The sequence below is a fragment of the Weizmannia acidilactici genome, from assembly GCF_008974185.1.
In the GTDB taxonomy this organism is placed as follows: Bacteria; Bacillota; Bacilli; order Bacillales; family Bacillaceae_C; genus Weizmannia; species Weizmannia acidilactici.
This window is the reverse complement of sequence record NZ_BKZP01000016.1, coordinates 13,417-31,640: the sequence shown is the minus strand read 5'-3', so window position 1 is coordinate 31,640 and position 18,224 is coordinate 13,417. Positions and strand designations below refer to the sequence as shown.

The following is an 18,224-nucleotide window of genomic DNA, read 5'->3' as shown; positions in this document are numbered from 1 at the left end:
CATGAAACTTCATGAATTAAAACCTGCAGAAGGATCCCGTAAAAAACGCAATCGTGTAGGCCGGGGCATTGGTTCAGGCAACGGCAAAACTGCCGGTAAAGGCCATAAAGGGCAAAATGCGCGTTCCGGCGGCGGTGTACGCCTTGGTTTTGAAGGCGGCCAAACGCCTTTATTCCGCCGTTTGCCCAAACGCGGCTTTACAAACATCAACCGTAAAGAATATGCCATTGTGAACCTGGATGCTTTAAACCGTTTTGAAGACGGAACGGAAGTAACGCCTGCCCTTTTGCTGGAAACGGGCGTTGTCAGCAAGGAAAAATCGGGCATTAAAGTACTTGCGGACGGAAAGCTTGAGAAAAAGCTGACTGTAAAAGCGCATAAATTTTCCTCTGCTGCTAAAGAAGCCATTGAAGCTGCCGGCGGTACTACTGAGGTGATTTAATGTTTAAAACAATCTCCAATTTTATGCGTGTGGGTGAGATAAGAAATAAAATTATTTTCACCCTCCTCATGCTGGTAGTATTCCGCATAGGGGCTTTTATACCGGTTCCTTACGTGGATGCATCAGTATTGAATGCTGCCACCCAAAATGGCTTGGTCGGCTTTTTGAACACCTTTGGGGGCGGTGCGTTAAAAAACTTCTCTATTTTTGCAATGGGAATTATGCCATATATCACGTCATCCATTATCGTGCAGCTTTTACAGATGGATGTTGTGCCGAAATTTGCCGAGTGGGCAAAACAAGGTGAAGTGGGGCGTCGTAAGCTGAATGAGTTTACACGCTATTTTACCGTTATCTTGTCTTTAATCGAAGGGTTCGGGATGTCCTACGGCTTCAATAACTTGGCGCAGGGGGCACTGATTACAAAATCCGGTTTCGGGGCATATTTGATCATCGCCCTTACGCTCACTGCCGGTACCACTTTCCTGATGTGGCTCGGCGAACAAATTACGGCAAAAGGCGTCGGAAACGGGATTTCCATTTTGATAATGGCCGGCATTATTGCCGGGATTCCCACTGCAATTAACCAAATTTACGCACAACAAATTGAAAATGCCGGATCGCAGCTGTTTTTGAAAATTGTCCTGTTGGCTTTCTTGGCATTGATCGTATTGGCCATTGTGGTTGGGGTCATTTATTTTCAGCAGGCATCGAGAAAAATTCCGATTCAGTATGCACAGCATATTTCATCCGGAAGAACTACTGTCGGGCGCCAAACCACACATCTGCCGCTAAAAGTGAATGCTGCCGGCGTTATTCCGGTCATCTTTGCGATTTCGTTCATCATTGCGCCGCAGACGATCGCATCGTTTTTCGGATCCAGCGATGTGGCCAGCACCATACAATGGATATTCGATTATACGAAACCGGTCGGGGCATTGATTTATGTGGCTTTGATTATTGCTTTTACTTATTTCTATGCATTTGTGCAAGTCAATCCTGAACAGCTTGCCGATAATTTAAAGAAACAAGGCGGCTATATTCCGGGAATCCGCCCGGGGAAGAATACGCAGCAATATGTTACTTCGGTTTTATACCGTCTGACTTTTGTCGGGTCGATTTTTCTAGCGGTTATTGCTATTCTTCCGGTGATCTTCACCAATGTGGTCGGGCTGCCTGCTTCAGCCAGAATCGGCGGCACAAGCCTGCTCGTTGTCATCGGGGTTGCGCTTGAAACGATGCTGCAACTGGAAGCTCAATTAGTGAAGCGCCATTACAAAGGCTTTATTAAATAAAATTGGTTTTGGGGCATTCCTTGTTCCTGAAGCCGATATCAGAGATTGAGGGGGCTGTACCGATGAATTTAGTGTTAATGGGCCTTCCCGGTGCCGGTAAAGGGACCCAAGCCGAAAAAATCATTGAAAAGTATTCCATTCCTCACATTTCAACCGGAGATATGTTTCGGGCAGCAATCAAGGAAGAAACTGAATTGGGTCTTAAAGCCAAATCCTATATGGATAAAGGCGAACTGGTTCCCGATGAGGTCACGATCGGCATTGTGCGCGAACGGTTAAGCAAGGATGACTGCAAAAAAGGCTTCCTGCTTGACGGGTTCCCAAGAACGATTGCCCAGGCTGAGGCTTTGGAAGACATTTTAAGCAGCCTTGATAAACATCTTGATTATGTGATCAATATTGAAGTAGATAAAAGCATCTTGACGGCGCGTTTAACCGGCCGCAGAATCTGCCAAAGCTGCGGTGCAACATACCATCTGGAGTTTAATCCGCCTAAAGTGGAAGGTGTGTGTGACAGGTGTGGCGGCCCGCTCTATCAACGGGCTGATGACAATGAAGCAACTGTGCAAAACCGCTTGGATGTGAATATTAAACAAACCCAGCCGCTTCTTGATTATTATGGAAAAAAAGGCTATTTGCGGAATGTAAACGGCCAGCAGGACATTGAGAAAGTTTTTTCCGATATCGACCAACTGCTGGGCCAATTGGCTGACCGTTAAGTACTCGATGAATTCATGAGAGCCAATAAAATCAGTACGGCATTAAACCCATTCATGGAAAAAGGCAGTTTTGCCGCCATACCGGTTTTGGATGGAATTGGCGAAAAAAACTTTTCAAGTTAGATGCATTTTCCGGTTCAAAGGGTTATAATGGTTTTCGTGACGATTTTCACCGTTGAATGCTTACAGAATATTTGATGGGTGAAATTGCGGCTCCAATTCATTTTGGCGATATTCTTCTTCTAAAATATTCTGTTGGAAATAGATGAGGAATGCTGCTTCCTTATTCAGGATGTCAGCGAACGTCATTCGAACGTCTCTCATGCAATTCAATTTCTTGCAAATGGCTTTCTATCGTTCGCGTGTATGCCGGACATGGGATTGGTCAAGACTGACAAGAAGAACCATTTATACCTGATGGACCGACTATACAGCTCTCGCCAGTCCCTCCGACCAGTTGGATTGCGCCGGAATCACGGACGCCGATTCCTGCTGTAATCCGTTGCGTTCGTCATGTTGACATGCAAGGAGCTTCGGCGAGCCTTATAGAGTTGAGGTTTTCGGAAAGGTATTATGCTAGGTCCCAAATGTTAGAAGAAGGGAGAAGAGTTCGATGGCGAAAGATGATGTCATTGAGGTTGAAGGCATTGTCAGTGAAACTTTGCCGAATGCCATGTTCAAGGTAGAATTAGAGAATGGTCACACTGTTCTGGCGCATGTGTCGGGGAAAATCCGGATGAATTTTATCCGTATTTTGCCGGGCGACAAAGTAACAGTTGAACTGTCTCCGTATGATTTAACGCGCGGAAGAATCACATACCGGTTTAAATAATTTTTCCACATGACACGAGGGTTTTTCGGTGCAACGGCAAGTATGCCCGGGGATCCGTTTCCCAAGATACCGGGTCTGTACTCCGCTATATTAAGGAGGTAGAACAATGAAAGTAAGACCATCTGTAAAGCCGATCTGTGAAAAATGCAAAGTCATCCGCAGAAAAGGCAAAGTAATGGTAATTTGTGAAAATCCGAAACACAAACAAAAACAAGGATAATTTAAAGGAGGTGCACCTATATGGCACGTATTGCTGGTGTTGACATTCCACGTGATAAACGTGTTGTTATTTCTTTAACATACATTTATGGTATCGGTAAATCAACCGCACAGAAAATTCTTGCTGAGGCCGGAATTTCCGAAGATACGCGCGTCCGCGATTTAACGGAAGATGAAGTAAACCGTATCCGTGACATCGTTGACAAGCTGAAAGTGGAAGGGGATCTTCGCCGTGAAGTTTCTCTGAACATTAAACGCTTGATGGAAATCGGATCTTACAGGGGACTTCGCCATCGCCGCGGCCTTCCTGTACGCGGGCAAAACACGAAAAATAACGCCCGTACCCGTAAAGGCCCTCGCAAAACGGTTGCCGGCAAGAAGAAATAATGAGCAAAGGAGGTTGCTAAAATTATGGCACGTAAAACAAATACTCGTAAACGCCGTGTGAAAAAGAATATTGAGACTGGTGTCGCTCATATTCGTTCCACTTTTAACAATACAATCGTCACGATCACTGATGTGCATGGGAATGCTGTTGCATGGTCCAGCGCAGGTGCTTTAGGATTCAAAGGTTCGCGTAAATCCACTCCGTTTGCTGCCCAGATGGCTGCTGAAACAGCTGCAAAAGCTTCGATGGAACATGGGATGAAATCTTTGGAAGTTACCGTAAAAGGACCTGGTGCAGGCCGTGAAGCCGCGATCCGCGCACTACAGGCTGCAGGACTTGAAGTAACAGCCATTAAAGATGTAACACCTGTTCCGCATAACGGGTGCCGCCCGCCAAAACGTCGCCGTGTTTAATTTTTTTGTATAGATTTTGTGTCGTTGTCTATAATGGGATATGATGCATAATCTGCAAAAAATATGATTTGAATGATCCAGTTGTTGTGCACAAGAGGGAATGCAAACATGGGGAATTTCGAATAGGGCTCTTCCTTGGGTGCTATACGGGGTTTCGACGTTTTGAAGGAGGGTAAATTTGAATGATCGAAATTGAAAAGCCAAAAATTGAAACGGTTGAGGTTAGCGATGATGCTACTTATGGCAAGTTCGTCGTAGAACCGCTTGAGCGTGGATATGGTACTACTTTGGGTAACTCCTTACGTCGTATCCTATTATCCTCACTCCCGGGTGCCGCTGTCACTTCCATCCAAATCGATGGCGTGATGCATGAATTCTCAACAATTGAAGGCGTCGTAGAAGATGTTACAACCATCATTTTGAACCTCAAAAAGCTGGCTTTAAAAATTTATTCCGATGAGGAAAAGACGCTTGAGATCGATGTGAAGGGAGAAGGCGTTGTGACAGCTGCCGATATTACGCATGACAGCGATGTGGAGATTTTAAATCCGGATCTCTATATTGCGACGGTTGCCGAAAACGGGCATCTTCACATGCGCATGACAGCCAACCAAGGCCGCGGCTATGTACCCGCTGATCAAAATAAGCGGGAAGACCAACCAATTGGTGTCATTCCAATAGATTCTATTTATACTCCTGTTCAACGCGTGAGCTATCAGGTTGAAAATACACGGGTAGGACAAGTGAGCAACTATGATAAGCTCTCATTAGATGTAACGACTGACGGAAGCATCGGCCCGAAAGAAGCGATCGCTTTAGGCGCCAAAATTTTGACTGAGCATTTGAACATCTTCGTAGGACTGACGGACGAAGCGCAAAACGCCGAAATCATGGTGGAAAAAGAAGAGGACCAAAAAGAAAAAGTGCTTGAGATGACCATCGAAGAACTTGATCTTTCGGTTCGTTCTTACAACTGCCTGAAACGCGCGGGCATCAATACTGTCCAGGAGTTGGCCAACAAGACGGAAGAAGACATGATGAAAGTGCGCAACTTGGGCCGCAAGTCTTTGGAAGAAGTTAAAGCGAAGCTTGAAGATTTGGGCTTAGGCTTGCGTAAAGACGACTAAGCTGGTCGAAAGGCAACGACTAATAATCCAACATAAGGGAGGGAAACTTCATGCCTTACAGAAAGTTAGGACGCACAAGCGCCCAACGTAAAGCATTGCTGCGCGATTTAGCAACAGACCTTATCATCAACGAACGCATCGAAACAACTGAAGCACGTGCAAAAGAATTACGCTCGGTTGTTGAAAAATTAGTTACGCTTGGAAAACGCGGGGATCTTCATGCCCGCCGCCAGGCTGCTGCATTTGTACGCCACGAAACGGCTGATGCAGAAACGAAACAAGATGCTGTTCAAAAATTGTTCTCGGTAATCGCACCGCGTTATACGGAACGCCAGGGCGGATACACCCGGATTATGAAAGTGGGTCCGCGCCGCGGGGATGGCGCACCGGTTGCCATTATCGAATTCGTCGAAGAAGACGAAAAAGTAAGCGAATGATCATGACAAGGGCTGGACAGTTTGGAAGTATCTTAACTGCTTCTCTGCCCTTTTTCTATAATGAACGATTGATTACCGCGGGGTTTGCGGGGCAGTAACGCCAAAACAAAGCGGATTTCGCGGTAATTCACCATCCTTGATACGATCCAGCCTTCCTTAAAAACGAGTGTTACGATGGGCATGTTCGCGTGACCCGTCTAGCTCCTTGCACCTCTCTTTTTTTAATCTTGTTTGCGCGGGTTTGTTAACGTCTACACTGAAGAGGGGTGCAGGCTTTTTTATTATGGGGATATTTTTCCTGCCAAACAGCCGGGTCATACGGTAAAATAGACAATAAGCAGGAAGTTTTGCTTATGATCGTTAGCAGCATGCTTTACCGCAGGTAGACAAGGCTTACCGAGGAGGAATCCAACATTGGCAGAAGGCGGAAACGCAGTCATTGACATCCATCAAGTTTCCTTTCGTTACCCGGGACAGGAAACTTATGCGTTAAAGGATATTTCTTTTCAAGTATATGAAGGCGAATGGCTGGCCATCGTCGGGCATAACGGTTCCGGAAAGTCGACGTTGGCCAGGTTGCTGAACGGTCTCCAATTTCCCGAAACGGGGTCCATCACGGTTGGCGGGCTCCCTTTGTCTGTGGAAAACGTGTGGGAAATCAGGAGGAGGGTCGGCATGGTTTTCCAAAATCCGGACAACCAGTTTGTCGGCACAACCGTACAGGATGATGTCGCGTTCGGCCTCGAAAACCACGGCGTCCCGCGCGACATCATGGTGGAACGCGTCCATGACGCCCTGGAACGCGTGCGCATGTCCGCCTTTTTGGACCGTGAGCCGCACCATTTATCGGGCGGCCAGAAGCAAAGGGTGGCGATTGCCGGCATTATTGCGCTGCAGCCGAAAGTCATCATTTTGGATGAAGCGACTTCAATGCTCGACCCGGTTGGCCGGAAAGAAGTGCTGGGGACAATCCGAGAGTTAAAAAGTGAAGTCGGCCTGACCGTCATTTCCATCACTCATGATTTGGAGGAAGCTGCCCAGGCCGACCGGATGATCGTGATGAACCAGGGGCAGGTGTACAAAGAGGGCGTGCCGCGTGAAATTTTTCAAATGGACGAAAAGCTGATAGCACTCGGTTTGGATATTCCGTTTCCAGTGAAAATGGCAAAAGCGTTAAAAACAATCGGGTTTGATTTTCCTATGATTTATTTAACAGACGAAGAATTGGTGGATGCACTATGGACATTGCACTTGAGCAAGTAGAATACCGTTACCAGCCGAATACGCCGTTTGAAAGGCTTGCGCTCCATAATATTTCCCTCGAAATTCCGTCGGGCCGCTATATCGCCGTGATCGGGCATACCGGCTCAGGAAAGTCGACGCTGTTGCAGCATTTAAATGCCCTGCTGCAGCCGACAAAAGGAAAAATCACCATTGGGGACCGAGTGATCGATGCCGGCAAAAAAGAAAAAAACTTAAAAGCCATCCGGCAAAAAGTCGGGATTGTTTTCCAATTTCCGGAACACCAGCTGTTTGAGGAAACGGTTGAAAAGGATATTTGTTTCGGGCCGATGAATTTCGGCGTGCCGGAAGACGTGGCAAAAAAGCGGGCAAGGGAATTGATCCGGCTTGTCGGGCTTCCGGAGGACATCCTCGCGAAATCGCCGTTTGATTTATCAGGCGGGCAGATGCGGCGTGTTGCCATCGCCGGGGTGCTGGCAATGGAACCGGACGTCCTCGTTTTGGACGAGCCGACTGCAGGGCTTGATCCGCGCGGGCGCCGGGAAATGATGGACTTGTTTTACGAACTGCACCGGGCAAAACATTTAACGACCATTCTTGTTACCCACAGCATGGAAGATGCGGCCGCGTACGCGGATGAACTGGTGATTTTGCACCATGGCGAACTGAAACGGAAAGGCCCCCCGCGCGAAATCTTTTCGGATCCGGAAGAGCTTGAAAAGTGGGGGTTAAGCGTGCCGGATATTGTCCGCTTCCAGTCGACGCTGGAGAAAAGGCTGGGCAAAAAGCTCGGGAAAACCTGCCTGACAGCGGAAGAGCTCGCCGAAGAACTGCAATCGCTTTTGAAACGGGGTGGGCGTTGATGATGGAAAAAATGATTTTCGGGCGCTATATTCCGGGCGATTCCGTCATTCACCGGATGGATCCGCGCTCGAAACTGATTTTTGTCTTTGTTTTTATCTGTATCGTGTTCCTGGCCAACAACGCGGTGACATATGCGATTTTGACGGCATTTACAATGCTGGTAATGCTGCTTTCGAAGGTGCCCGTCCGCTTTTTTATTAACGGTTTAATGCCGATTTTGTGGCTTGTTGTGTTTACATTTTTCTTGCAGCTTTTCTTTAACCGGGAAGGGCAGCTTGTTTTCCATTATGCGTTTATCCGTATTTACAGCGAAGGGATTCGGCAGGGCGTGTTTATTTCGCTCCGGTTTTTGCTTCTGATTTTTTTGACGTCGCTTTTGACGTTGACTACTACGCCGATTTCGCTAACGGATGGGATTGAAATGCTGCTTAGCCCGCTCCTGAAAATTAAATTTCCAGTGCATGAACTTGCTTTGATGATGTCGATTTCGTTAAGGTTTATCCCGACCTTGATGGATGAAACCGAAAAAATCATGAAAGCGCAAATGGCAAGGGGCGTCGATTTCTCGGGGGGCAGCCTGAAAGACCGGGTCAAGGCCATCATTCCTTTATTGATTCCGCTGTTTGTCAGCTCGTTTAAAAGGGCGGAGGAGCTCGCGACCGCGATGGAAGCGAGGGGTTACCAAGGCGGGGAAGGCAGGACAAAATACCGCCTGCTCGTCTGGCGGCCTGCTGACACCCTTTCCTTATGTTCTCTCGCGGCAGTGACGGTTCTGCTTGTGTTATTCCGTGACGGGGGGATTTTATGAGCAGGATCAAATGCACGATCAGCTATGACGGTTCCGGTTTTGCCGGCTACCAGGTCCAGCCCGGGCAGCGGACGGTACAGGCGGAACTGGAAAAGGCGCTTGCCTCCATCCATAAAAGCCGGCCGGTCAAAACGGCAGCTTCCGGACGGACGGATGCCGGCGTACACGCGATGGGCCAGGTCATACATTTTGATACCGATCTTTCCATCCCGGAGGAGAAATGGCCGGCTGCTTTAAACAGCCTGCTTCCCGATGACATTTCGGTTTTAAAAGCGGAACGCGCACAACCGGATTTCCACGCCCGCTTTTCGGCAAAAGAGAAAGAGTACCGCTACCGGATTTATTTCTCGGATGTCCGCAGCCCGTTTAAGCACCATTACGCCTGCATGGTAAGGTTTCCGCTGGACATGGAAGCGATGGAAGAAGCGGCGGAGTCTGTACTCGGCACCCACGATTTTACGAGTTTCTGTTCGGCGAAAACGGAAGTGGAAGATAAGATCCGCACCTTAAAAGAAATTGAGTTTTTGCGCAAGGAAGGCGAACTCGTCATCCGGTTTACCGGCGACGGTTTTTTATATAATATGGTCCGGATCCTGACCGGCACTTTGCTTGAAATTGGCAGTGGGAAACGGGCGCCCGGGGAGATGCGCAAGATTCTTGAAAAACGGAACCGGATTTTTGCGGGTAAAACGGCGCCGCCGCAAGGGTTGTATTTATGGAAAGTGTCTTACGGCGGAACCGGTTGAGGCCGCATCCAAAAAGGTTTGTAAAAACAACCGTTCCGGGCGTAACATTTGCTTGACATTCTTGCCCCAAACCGATATTATATCATATGGTATTGTTTTTTTTACTCCACGATAAGCCCCGGAAACTTATTCGTGTTGATGACAATAGATCATGAGTGTTTTGCGATTATTTTTTAGGAGGGTAAACTCATGCGTACGACTTATATGGCAAAAGCAAATGATGTTGAACGTAAATGGTACGTAGTGGATGCATCAGGCAAAACCCTTGGGCGCCTTGCTTCTGAAGTCGCATCTATTTTACGTGGCAAACATAAACCGACTTTCACACCGCACGTGGATACGGGTGACCATGTGATCATTGTAAATGCATCGAAAATCGAATTGACAGGCAAAAAATTAACGGACAAAATTTACTACCGCCACAGCCAGTTTGCAGGCGGCCTGAAACAGCGCACGGCAGGCGAAATGCGTGCGAACTACCCGGAAAAAATGCTGGAACTTGCAATCAAAGGTATGCTACCAAAAGGTTCCCTTGGGCGCCAAATGTTCAAAAAATTGCATGTGTATGCAGGACCAGAGCATCCGCATGAAGCACAGAAACCTGAAGTCTACGAACTTCGCGGATAATTTTAAAAGGAGGGCATTATTTTGGCACAAGTACAATATACCGGAACTGGACGCCGCAAAAGTTCTGTTGCACGTGTCCGCTTAGTTCCTGGAAACGGCAATATTACGATTAACGGACGCGACGTAAAAGATTACATCCCGTTCGAGGCTTTAATCGAAGTCATTAAACAACCATTGAATATAACGGAAACAGCAGGCAGCTACGATGTTTTGGTAAACGTAAAAGGTGGCGGCTTCACCGGACAGGCCGGCGCAATCCGCCACGGCATTGCCCGTGCATTGCTTGAGGCTGACCCTGAATACCGCGCAACATTAAAACGCGCAGGGTTGCTGACCCGTGACGCACGTATGAAAGAACGTAAAAAATACGGCCTCAAAGGCGCCCGCCGCGCACCGCAGTTCTCGAAACGTTAATTTATTTTACGACGAAGGCTCCCGGACCACATTTGGTTTGGGGGCTTTTTCTTATGCTTGGGAAACAGCTTGAAACTGGGGCTGTGCGCCTTGCCCGGTTCAGAGAAATCGGCGGAAAACGTGGGGGAATCGGCGGGAGTTCCGGAAAAATCAGCGGTAATATCAAAAAAATCGGCGGAAAGGTGCAGGAAATCAGCGAAAAGTTGAAAAAAGGCGGAGAAGAGTGCCCGCCCCTATGCATCATTCCTAAAAAAAGAGCGATAAAAGTAAGAAACAATGGCCAGGGCGCCCCGCTTGGTTCAGAGAAATCGGCGGAAAACGTGGGGGAATCGGCGGGGATCCCAGAAAAATCAGCGGTAGTACCAAAAAAATCGGCGGAGTTCCTACAGAAATCAGCTGAAATTTCTTTTGCGTCACCCCTAAAATAAAAAGGGAAGCCCGCCCATGCAGGATTCCCCTTATTTTCAATCTCCCAACGCTTCCACGACTTTTTCCGCGGTGCTTTTGCTCGATTGCGGGTTTTGGCCGGTGACCAGGTTGCCGTCGCGGATGGAGTGGTCCGTCCAGTTCGGGCTCACCTCGAAGTCGGCGCCTTTTTCACGCAGTTTCGATTCCAATAAGAACGGCATATGTTGGTCGAGCTGCATTTCTTTTTCTTCGCTGTCGGTGAAAGAGGTTACTTTCTTTCCTTTTACGATCGGTGTGCCGTCTTTGTATGTAACATTCACCAGCCCGGAAGGACCGTGGCATACCGCGCCGATCACTTTGCCTTCTTCCGCAAATTGCTGCAATACGTATTGCAATACTTCACTGTTTGGAAAATCGAACATCGTGCCGTGGCCGCCTGGCAGGAATACGGCATCATAACCTTCTGCATGTTCTTTTGTCAGCTTTTCGGTATTTTTCAATTCCGCTTCGGCTTCTTTCCACTCCGGTTTTCTTTCATTGATGCTGTTCGGATCGAGTGCGACTTCCCCACCTTTAATGCTGGTTACTGTCACATCGTAGCCTTTTTCTTTGAACACTAAATAAGGCACCGCAAATTCTTCAAGCCAAAGGCCGGTTTTGTGGTCATAGGTAATCTGCGTATGGTTTGTAACGACCATTAAAATCTTTTTGGACATCTTAGCCCCTCCTTAAAAATGCATCATAATATATTTTTTCTGCTGCGGGGTTCATTATACCAGCGGGTTTCCCCGTGAAACAATGATCTGATCATTGCACCAATTCCCTGATCGTCTTCCCGTCCGCCAATGAAGGCTCCGGTACGCCCATCATGCCATAAATTGTCGGGGCGATGTCAAACATATGCCCCGTTTAAGCGGGATGCCCTTCCCGTACACAAGCAGGAATGTGCGCAAATCGCTTCTTTTCGAATTGCCACCGTGGTTCCCGGGTTCGGACGGCGCATGGAAATCGGAATCATCATGTACCCCCTCGCGGCAACAAGGGTCACATCGCCGGCGTACGGATGGTGGAACCATTCGCTTTTTTTGCTTTGTGTCTTGATGACTGCCTCGTACGGTCGCTCCGGTTTATTTTTCAGAATACAAGGTAAACAGCTGTGATATCTTTGGCATCGGTCCCTTTTTTCATCATTTTATATAAATTCGGCAGTTCTTTTTTATGCTCATGGATATAATCGATTTTCATGCCATAAAAAGATTGGACAATGATCATTCCTTTTCCGGAAGCAGCCGATGGGCGGGTCGGCACAATTGCGGTTACAATGGCTGCCAGTATGGTAAAAATAACTGGTCGGCTAAATCGTTTCATCCAAAACGCTTCCTTTCAACAGTAGTAAAATCCTATATCCCGTATTCAAAAGCGGTAAACAGGCATGGTCCTTCCGCAAGCCATTTATTAATTCTTTTTTAAGATTCTATTTTTATGATGGTTGATGAGGATAACAAACAGCGGCTGCATTTAAAAAATGCGCCCGGGAATGTGCAAATGGTCACGAACCGGACTGTATATTCAGGGGCCAAAATATAAAGAAACGGGGCAGATCTTATCATGTAAAGAATCATCGTCTGCACCAAGTTGGGAGCTGTTACAGGTGGCGTATATTGCATGGGCGGTCGCGTTACTGTTTGCCATGAATATCGGGGCAAGCGGAGCAGCTGCTTCTATGGGAATTGCATATGGTTCGGGAGCGGTGAGCAAAAGGGTGGCATTATTTATGTGCGCTGCAGGCATCTTGCTCGGGGCGGTATCCGGAGGCGGGGAAGTTGTGAAAACGCTCGGCTCGGATATTGTGCCGGAACATATGATTTCGGTGCCTGTTGCCATCATCATTCTTGCTGCTGCCACACTTTCTCTGTTTATTGCCAATATGGCCGCTGTTCCTTTATCGACAAGCGAAGTGACCGTGGGTGCGATTGTAGGTGTCGGAATCGCATACAAAGTACTTTTTGTAAAAAGTATTTTAACGATTGTGTTCTATTGGATTGCGGTACCAATTATTGCATTCCTGCTCGCTTTTTGCGTTGGGCGGCTTGTCACAGCTGCAAAAAAGTTTGCCGTTAATAAAAGTTGGAAAAGGATCCTGCCGTTTTTCGTTATTGCCACAGGGCTTACGGAAGCTGTTTCTGCCGGCATGAACAATGTCGCCAATGCGGTAGGGCCGATTGTTGCGGCAGGACTGATGAGCGTGCGGGAAGGAATTTGGATTGGCGGGCTGTTTGTCGCATGTGGCGCACTTTTACTTGGCAGCCGGGTACTGGAAACGAACGGAAAGAAAATTACCGAGATAAGGTTGTTGGAAGGGAGTGCTGTATCGGGGCTTGGCGGCACTTTGGTGATCATCGCCTCGCATCTTGGGCTTCCGGTGCCGCAAACGCAAATCACGACATGCAGCATTCTTGGAATCGGTATGTCAAAAAAGGGGCTGCGCATTTTTGAAAAAAAGATCACCGTACGGTTGCTGAAAATTTGGTTGATCTCGCCGTGTTTTTCACTCGTCATCTCCTATAATCTTGTAAAAATTTTTATTGATTTTGATTTTTATTCCATCATTTTAGTCGGGAGTGTTTTCATTGCCACAATCGGCCTCGCCAGTTTCAGGATGCCGGTAACCCGGGCAGTGTTAAGCAAAAAATCAACCAAAGTCAAATTAAAAAAACAATACAATGCTGAAAGGTAGGGAAAAGATGTCCAGTTTTTTGAATTTTTTCCGAAAAAAGAGAATGCATAATAGGGCGGTGCTGATTTTGGGAAACGGCCGTTCAGGCACATCCGTCCTCACCCGCTGTTTAAATTTTATGGGAGTGGACCTTGGGAACGATAAAATGCTCGGCCCGAATAAAAAGATCAACCCGAAAGGCTATTTTGAAAATGAAACCATTATTCATCTCCATAAACAATTAGGGGCGGTTTTGCGCTTCAGGCCGTCACCGGAAGGCTATGAAAATAGCCCTCAAGTGGTGCCGATCAAAAATAAAATAAAGGATTACGTGTACGAGCAGTTCAAAGACAAAGAAGTCTGGGCGTGGAAAGACCCGCGCACCAATGATTATCTCGCATTATGGAAAGATATACTGGCAGATTTACGCGTAGAACCAAACTGTGTGATTGTTGTCCGCAACCCGATTGATGTTGTGGCTTCAAATGTCAGGGCGTGGAACCGCGATGAAACATGGGCGCTGAGGCAATGGCAGTTGCGTACGTTGTTTTCCATCCGGGATACATACGGCTTAAAGCGGATGATTGTGTCGTATGAAGAACTTTTCAATCATACACTGGAGTGCCTGCGCAAAATTTCCACGACACTCGATCTGCCGTGGCCGGAAGACGAGGCGGAACTGAAATGCAAAATTGAATCTTTTATTGATCCGAAATTGCAAACAAGCAACAGCAACACGAGTTTGGAGGACTTTATAAATCATGGGGATGTTACCCAGGATGTCAAAGATTTATATTTGCTCGCCCTTGAAGGGACCAAATCCCAGGAAGTCTTCCAGTCTAAAGCATACCATGAGCGGGTTGAAAAGCTGTATCAGGATTATTTGAATGATTATGGTGTGTTGCACCGTGATCCTCCAAAACCGGAAAAAAAATAACTGCCAAAATAGTCTGTTTAATGTTAAAATAGAGTATAAACATTAATCCTATCTTTTTTATAGGAAAAATATTCATGAGTGGAGGAATTTTGGAACATGGCATTTGCAACGAGCGTCCCGCATGGCGGTGTTTTGGTGAACCGCGAAGACAAAAGTGCGGAGGCTTTGAAACAAGCAAAAAAAAATCAGACACTGGTCGTTTCCGACTGGAGCATTTCCGATTTGGAACTGATCGCCATTGGGGGGTTCAGCCCGTTGACCGGTTTTATGGGCCAGAGGGATTACGAAAGTGTCGTTGAAAACATGCGCCTTGCAAACGGACTGGTCTGGAGCATCCCGATCACGCTTCCCGTCACGGAAGAAGAAGCGGAAAGGTTTGCAATCGGCGAAACGATTACATTGAAAGGTGCGGACGGCGTCATTTACGGCACGCTCCAACTGGAAGAAAAGTATACGGTTGATAAAGAACGGGAAGCAGAGCTTGTGTATGGCACAACCGATGCGGCGCATCCAGGGGTCAAGCGCCTGTATGAAAACGGCGGCGTGTATCTCGCAGGCCCGATTACGCTGCTCAACCGCCCGAACCACGACCAATTTGCAGCCTATTATAAGGATCCGAAAGAAACGCGGGAAATGTTCGCATCTCTCGGCTGGAAAACGATTGTCGGCTTCCAGACGCGCAACCCTGTGCACCGCGCACATGAATATATCCAAAAAAGCGCACTTGAAATTGTGGACGGCCTGCTGTTGAACCCGCTTGTCGGTGAGACGAAAAGCGACGATATCCCGGCCGACATCCGGATGGAAAGTTATGAAGTGATTTTGAAAAATTACTATCCGAAAGACCGCGTACGCCTTGTCATTTATCCTGCCGCCATGCGTTATGCGGGGCCAAGGGAAGCGATTCTCCATGCGCTTGTCCGCAAAAATTACGGATGCACCCATTTCATTGTTGGGCGTGACCATGCCGGCGTGGGCGACTATTACGGTACATATGAGGCGCAGGAATTAATCAGCACCGTGGAACATGAGCTCGACATTACGATATTAAAATTTGAACATGCCTTTTACTGCACAAAATGCGGCAACATGGCGACGACAAAAACTTGCCCGCACGGCAAAGAAGACCATATTCATTTGAGCGGGACAAAAGTGCGTGAAATGCTGCGCGCGGGCCAAAAACCGCCAAAAGAATTCTCGCGCCCGGAAGTTGCCGAAGTATTGATCAGGGGCATGAAAGCGCAAGAAAGATGACCTTGAAAATTTTTTCTATTAAGTAAAAAGGAGGAAATCCAATCGCATGGCGAAAGCGACCAATATTACGTGGCACGAAGCCAAAGTCAAAAAGGAAGACCGCCGGAAGTTGAACGGGCATGGAAGCGCCATCCTTTGGTTTACCGGTTTATCCGGCTCGGGGAAATCGACTTTGTCTGTTGCCGTGGAACATGAGCTCCACAAACGGGGGATCCGTACCTACATTCTGGACGGGGATAACATCCGCCACGGTTTAAACAAAAATCTCGGATTTTCCCCGGAAGACCGGAAAGAAAACATCCGCCGCATCGGCGAAGTGTCAAAACTGTTCGTAGATGCAGGCATTATGGTACTGACCGCATTTATTTCGCCGTACCAGGCAGACCGGGACATGGTCCGTGAACTGGTGGAAGGCCGTGAGTTTGTCGAAATTTATGTGAAATGCCCGCTGGAAGTGTGCGAAAACAGGGATCCGAAAGGCTTGTACAAAAAGGCACGCAGCGGTGAAATTAAAAACTTTACCGGTATTGACGCGCCTTATGAAGCGCCTGAATGCCCGGAACTCGTTGTAGACACGAATCAACAACCTTTGGAAGATTCCGTCAAACAGGTTATCCAATATTTGGAGGAAAACGATTATATTGAAAAGCAGCCGGTCCGTCTTTAATCCGGCTGTACCACGGCATGCAGCATGTTCCTCTGCTGCATGTTTTTTAATTGGCGGTGTAAAAATATGCATTAAAATGCTGGAAATATGCAAAAATCTATTTTCAACCGAAAATTTTTGTGCTATTGTATGGACGTTGTGCTTTTATCCTGTGAAAAACGTGGAGATATGCTGTTAACAGGGAACAAACGAAATGGAGGTGTTCCTGATGGATACGAAACAAGATTCCGGGCTTAACCGGAGTTTAAAGGCGCGGCATCTCACCATGATTTCGCTCGGCGGTTCAATTGGGACAGGACTGTTTCTCGGAAGCGGCGCCGCCATTTACCAGGCGGGCCCGGGGGGTGCACTGCTCGCCTATTTGGTTATCGGTGTAATGGTTTATTTTATTATGACAAGCCTCGGGGAACTGGCATCTTTTATGCCGACAAGCGGCGCATTCAGTACATATGCGACCCGCTTTATTGATCCGGCGCTCGGCTTTGCGCTCGGATGGAACTACTGGTACAGCTGGGCGATCACCTTGGCTGCGGAACTTTCGGCATCCACGCTCGTCATGAAATTCTGGTTTCCACACAGCCCTTCTTGGATGTGGAGCGGCCTGTTTTTGCTTGTCATTTTTCTGCTGAACATCCTTTCCGTCAAAGGCTACGGCGAAGGGGAATATTGGTTCTCCTTTATTAAAGTGGCCACGATTATCATTTTTATCGTGGTCGGCACCTTGATGATATTCGGTATTATGGGAGGCAACGCAATCGGTTTTAAAAACTTTACGGTTGGGGATGCGCCTTTCCATGGCGGGGCGCTTGCCGCACTCGGCGTCTTTATTACGGCAGGGTTCTCTTTCCAGGGGACGGAAATTGTCGGCGTCGCAGCAGGGGAAAGCGAAGATCCGCGCAAAAATGTACCGAAAGCGATCAGAAGCGTGTTTTGGCGGATCCTTTTGTTTTATGTGCTGGCTATTCTTGTCATCGGGCTGGTCATCCCTTATACGACAAAAACATTGCAGAGCACAAACATTATGGTGAGCCCGTTTACACTCGTCTTTAAAAAAGCCGGGCTCGCATTTGCGGCTTCGCTCATGAATGCAGTCATTTTAACGGCCGTATTATCGGCGGGCAATTCAAGCTTGTATGCTTCGACGAGAATTCTATATGCGATGGCAAAAGAAGGGCAGGCCCCGAAGTTTTTCGCTAGGCTCAATAAACGCGGCGTGCCAGTTGCGGCGCTCGTGGCCACAACGATTGTCGGCGCACTCGCATTTTTGGCATCTGTCTTTGGGGACGGCGCCATTTACATTTGGCTATTAAACGCAGCCAGTGTCACGGGCTTTATTTTCTGGCTCGGGATTGCCGCCAGCCACTACCGCTTCCGGAAAGCGTATATTGCGCAAGGGCACTCGGTCGAGGAGCTGCCTTTCCATGCCAAATGGTATCCGTTTGGCCCGATCTTTGCCCTTGTTGTCGGACTGATCGTCATTTTGGCGCAGGATTACCAGGCGTTCCTCGGCGGCCAAATCGATTGGATGAGCGCACTCGCGGCATACTTGGGCATTCCGTTGTTTGTCATCATGTGGCTCGACTATAAAATTGCAAAGCGGACAAAAGTTGTGCCGCTAAAAGCATGTCGGATCGATTTGCAGGAATTCGAATGAGAAAAAGGGCACAAA

General features: G+C 47.7%; 23 protein-coding genes. 21 read left to right on the top strand and 2 right to left on the bottom strand.

Going from position 1 to position 18,224, the window contains the following annotated elements:
- Window position 1: 1 nt before the first annotated feature.
- From rplO to BpJC4_RS08450, 16 genes are all read left to right on the top strand, one after another.
- Window positions 2-442 (top strand): 50S ribosomal protein L15, encoded by a 441-nt coding sequence (gene rplO / locus BpJC4_RS08525; protein ID WP_151680385.1) that lies wholly within the window; start codon window positions 2-4, stop codon window positions 440-442.
- Window positions 442-1,737 (top strand): preprotein translocase subunit SecY, encoded by a 1,296-nt coding sequence (gene secY, locus BpJC4_RS08520; RefSeq protein WP_151680386.1) that lies wholly within the window; start codon window positions 442-444, stop codon window positions 1,735-1,737. Before rplO ends, secY begins: the two co-directional genes overlap by 1 nt.
- 62 nt (window positions 1,738-1,799) lie before the next feature.
- Complete coding sequence (locus BpJC4_RS08515) at window positions 1,800-2,456, top strand: adenylate kinase (RefSeq protein ID WP_151680387.1); 657 nt, start codon at window positions 1,800-1,802, stop codon at window positions 2,454-2,456.
- 613 nt (window positions 2,457-3,069) lie between these two features.
- The gene (gene infA / locus BpJC4_RS08510) at window positions 3,070-3,288 is read left to right on the top strand and encodes a translation initiation factor IF-1 (RefSeq protein WP_013858101.1); all 219 of its coding nucleotides are present in this window, start codon (window positions 3,070-3,072) and stop codon (window positions 3,286-3,288) included.
- A 106-nt stretch (window positions 3,289-3,394) separates the two neighbouring features.
- Window positions 3,395-3,508, top strand: a complete 114-nt coding sequence (gene rpmJ / locus BpJC4_RS08505) for a 50S ribosomal protein L36 (protein WP_003156543.1) — start codon at window positions 3,395-3,397, stop codon at window positions 3,506-3,508.
- 20 nt (window positions 3,509-3,528) lie between these two features.
- Window positions 3,529-3,894 carry a 30S ribosomal protein S13 gene (rpsM, locus tag BpJC4_RS08500; RefSeq protein ID WP_151680388.1) on the top strand — a complete coding sequence of 122 codons (366 nt, stop codon included), beginning with the start codon at window positions 3,529-3,531 and terminating at the stop codon, window positions 3,892-3,894.
- Window positions 3,895-3,918: 24 nt separating this feature from the next.
- On the top strand, window positions 3,919-4,308 hold the full coding sequence (gene rpsK / locus BpJC4_RS08495; RefSeq protein ID WP_151680389.1) for a 30S ribosomal protein S11: 390 nt from the start codon (window positions 3,919-3,921) through the stop codon (window positions 4,306-4,308).
- A gap of 182 nt (window positions 4,309-4,490) precedes the next feature.
- On the top strand, window positions 4,491-5,435 hold the full coding sequence (locus tag BpJC4_RS08490; RefSeq protein ID WP_151680390.1) for a DNA-directed RNA polymerase subunit alpha: 945 nt from the start codon (window positions 4,491-4,493) through the stop codon (window positions 5,433-5,435).
- 50 nt (window positions 5,436-5,485) lie between these two features.
- Complete coding sequence (gene rplQ / locus BpJC4_RS08485; RefSeq protein ID WP_151680391.1) at window positions 5,486-5,872, top strand: 50S ribosomal protein L17; 387 nt, start codon at window positions 5,486-5,488, stop codon at window positions 5,870-5,872.
- Between the two features lie 414 nt (window positions 5,873-6,286).
- A complete protein-coding gene (locus BpJC4_RS08480; RefSeq protein ID WP_151697781.1) occupies window positions 6,287-7,135 on the top strand; it encodes an energy-coupling factor ABC transporter ATP-binding protein in 849 nt (282 codons plus the stop codon).
- Window positions 7,111-7,977, top strand: coding sequence for an energy-coupling factor ABC transporter ATP-binding protein (locus BpJC4_RS08475; protein ID WP_151680393.1), 867 nt, complete (start codon window positions 7,111-7,113; stop codon window positions 7,975-7,977). The genes BpJC4_RS08480 and BpJC4_RS08475 overlap by 25 nt, the downstream gene beginning before the upstream one ends.
- Window positions 7,977-8,786 carry an energy-coupling factor transporter transmembrane component T family protein gene (locus BpJC4_RS08470; protein ID WP_151680394.1) on the top strand — a complete coding sequence of 270 codons (810 nt, stop codon included), beginning with the start codon at window positions 7,977-7,979 and terminating at the stop codon, window positions 8,784-8,786. The genes BpJC4_RS08475 and BpJC4_RS08470 overlap by 1 nt, the downstream gene beginning before the upstream one ends.
- Window positions 8,783-9,532: a tRNA pseudouridine(38-40) synthase TruA gene (truA, locus tag BpJC4_RS08465; protein WP_151680395.1), complete on the top strand. Its 750-nt coding sequence runs from the start codon at window positions 8,783-8,785 to the stop codon at window positions 9,530-9,532. The genes BpJC4_RS08470 and truA overlap by 4 nt, the downstream gene beginning before the upstream one ends.
- A 189-nt stretch (window positions 9,533-9,721) precedes the next feature.
- The gene (gene rplM / locus BpJC4_RS08460) at window positions 9,722-10,159 is read left to right on the top strand and encodes a 50S ribosomal protein L13 (RefSeq protein ID WP_151680396.1); all 438 of its coding nucleotides are present in this window, start codon (window positions 9,722-9,724) and stop codon (window positions 10,157-10,159) included.
- Window positions 10,160-10,180: 21 nt separating this feature from the next.
- Complete coding sequence (rpsI, locus tag BpJC4_RS08455; RefSeq protein ID WP_151680397.1) at window positions 10,181-10,573, top strand: 30S ribosomal protein S9; 393 nt, start codon at window positions 10,181-10,183, stop codon at window positions 10,571-10,573.
- A 53-nt stretch (window positions 10,574-10,626) separates the two neighbouring features.
- Window positions 10,627-11,001 carry a hypothetical protein gene (locus tag BpJC4_RS08450; protein WP_151680398.1) on the top strand — a complete coding sequence of 125 codons (375 nt, stop codon included), beginning with the start codon at window positions 10,627-10,629 and terminating at the stop codon, window positions 10,999-11,001.
- A 36-nt stretch (window positions 11,002-11,037) separates the two neighbouring features.
- Here BpJC4_RS08450 and BpJC4_RS08445 read toward each other — a convergent pair whose 3' ends face one another.
- On the bottom strand, window positions 11,038-11,697 hold the full coding sequence (locus tag BpJC4_RS08445; RefSeq protein ID WP_151680399.1) for a type 1 glutamine amidotransferase domain-containing protein: 660 nt from the start codon (window positions 11,695-11,697) through the stop codon (window positions 11,038-11,040).
- A gap of 418 nt (window positions 11,698-12,115) precedes the next feature.
- The gene (locus BpJC4_RS08435) at window positions 12,116-12,349 is read right to left on the bottom strand and encodes a hypothetical protein (RefSeq protein ID WP_151680400.1); all 234 of its coding nucleotides are present in this window, start codon (window positions 12,347-12,349) and stop codon (window positions 12,116-12,118) included.
- A gap of 283 nt (window positions 12,350-12,632) precedes the next feature.
- Here BpJC4_RS08435 and cysP point away from each other — a divergent pair, with 283 nt between their 5' ends.
- The 5 genes from cysP to BpJC4_RS08410 all read left to right on the top strand — a co-directional run bounded on the left by cysP (window position 12,633) and on the right by BpJC4_RS08410 (window position 18,209).
- Window positions 12,633-13,718, top strand: a complete 1,086-nt coding sequence (gene cysP / locus BpJC4_RS08430; RefSeq protein WP_503827296.1) for a sulfate permease — start codon at window positions 12,633-12,635, stop codon at window positions 13,716-13,718.
- A 67-nt stretch (window positions 13,719-13,785) separates the two neighbouring features.
- Window positions 13,786-14,634 carry a sulfotransferase family protein gene (locus BpJC4_RS08425; protein ID WP_216643715.1) on the top strand — a complete coding sequence of 283 codons (849 nt, stop codon included), beginning with the start codon at window positions 13,786-13,788 and terminating at the stop codon, window positions 14,632-14,634.
- Between the two features lie 96 nt (window positions 14,635-14,730).
- Window positions 14,731-15,888, top strand: a complete 1,158-nt coding sequence (sat, locus tag BpJC4_RS08420) for a sulfate adenylyltransferase (protein ID WP_151680402.1) — start codon at window positions 14,731-14,733, stop codon at window positions 15,886-15,888.
- Window positions 15,889-15,934: 46 nt separating this feature from the next.
- Complete coding sequence (gene cysC / locus BpJC4_RS08415) at window positions 15,935-16,555, top strand: adenylyl-sulfate kinase (RefSeq protein ID WP_151680403.1); 621 nt, start codon at window positions 15,935-15,937, stop codon at window positions 16,553-16,555.
- 208 nt (window positions 16,556-16,763) lie between these two features.
- Window positions 16,764-18,209: an amino acid permease gene (locus BpJC4_RS08410; protein WP_151697779.1), complete on the top strand. Its 1,446-nt coding sequence runs from the start codon at window positions 16,764-16,766 to the stop codon at window positions 18,207-18,209.
- Window positions 18,210-18,224 lie beyond the last annotated feature (15 nt).

What these genes read in the sequence shown, in the direction of transcription:
- BpJC4_RS08490 (WP_151680390.1), top strand. Translation starts at nt 4,491, where the DNA reads ATGATCGAAATTGAAAAGCCAAAAATTGAAACGGTTGAGGTTAGCGAT.
- secY (WP_151680386.1), top strand. Translation starts at nt 442, where the DNA reads ATGTTTAAAACAATCTCCAATTTTATGCGTGTGGGTGAGATAAGAAAT.
- BpJC4_RS08475 (WP_151680393.1), top strand. Translation starts at nt 7,111, where the DNA reads ATGGACATTGCACTTGAGCAAGTAGAATACCGTTACCAGCCGAATACG.
- rplQ (WP_151680391.1), top strand. Translation starts at nt 5,486, where the DNA reads ATGCCTTACAGAAAGTTAGGACGCACAAGCGCCCAACGTAAAGCATTG.
- BpJC4_RS08435 (WP_151680400.1), bottom strand. Translation starts at nt 12,349, where the DNA reads ATGAAACGATTTAGCCGACCAGTTATTTTTACCATACTGGCAGCCATT.
- rpsK (WP_151680389.1), top strand. Translation starts at nt 3,919, where the DNA reads ATGGCACGTAAAACAAATACTCGTAAACGCCGTGTGAAAAAGAATATT.
- BpJC4_RS08470 (WP_151680394.1), top strand. Translation starts at nt 7,977, where the DNA reads ATGATGGAAAAAATGATTTTCGGGCGCTATATTCCGGGCGATTCCGTC.
- sat (WP_151680402.1), top strand. Translation starts at nt 14,731, where the DNA reads ATGGCATTTGCAACGAGCGTCCCGCATGGCGGTGTTTTGGTGAACCGC.
- BpJC4_RS08450 (WP_151680398.1), top strand. Translation starts at nt 10,627, where the DNA reads ATGCTTGGGAAACAGCTTGAAACTGGGGCTGTGCGCCTTGCCCGGTTC.
- BpJC4_RS08410 (WP_151697779.1), top strand. Translation starts at nt 16,764, where the DNA reads ATGGATACGAAACAAGATTCCGGGCTTAACCGGAGTTTAAAGGCGCGG.
- cysC (WP_151680403.1), top strand. Translation starts at nt 15,935, where the DNA reads ATGGCGAAAGCGACCAATATTACGTGGCACGAAGCCAAAGTCAAAAAG.
- BpJC4_RS08445 (WP_151680399.1), bottom strand. Translation starts at nt 11,697, where the DNA reads ATGTCCAAAAAGATTTTAATGGTCGTTACAAACCATACGCAGATTACC.
- infA (WP_013858101.1), top strand. Translation starts at nt 3,070, where the DNA reads ATGGCGAAAGATGATGTCATTGAGGTTGAAGGCATTGTCAGTGAAACT.
- rplM (WP_151680396.1), top strand. Translation starts at nt 9,722, where the DNA reads ATGCGTACGACTTATATGGCAAAAGCAAATGATGTTGAACGTAAATGG.
- rplO (WP_151680385.1), top strand. Translation starts at nt 2, where the DNA reads ATGAAACTTCATGAATTAAAACCTGCAGAAGGATCCCGTAAAAAACGC.
- BpJC4_RS08515 (WP_151680387.1), top strand. Translation starts at nt 1,800, where the DNA reads ATGAATTTAGTGTTAATGGGCCTTCCCGGTGCCGGTAAAGGGACCCAA.
- rpmJ (WP_003156543.1), top strand. Translation starts at nt 3,395, where the DNA reads ATGAAAGTAAGACCATCTGTAAAGCCGATCTGTGAAAAATGCAAAGTC.
- rpsM (WP_151680388.1), top strand. Translation starts at nt 3,529, where the DNA reads ATGGCACGTATTGCTGGTGTTGACATTCCACGTGATAAACGTGTTGTT.
- truA (WP_151680395.1), top strand. Translation starts at nt 8,783, where the DNA reads ATGAGCAGGATCAAATGCACGATCAGCTATGACGGTTCCGGTTTTGCC.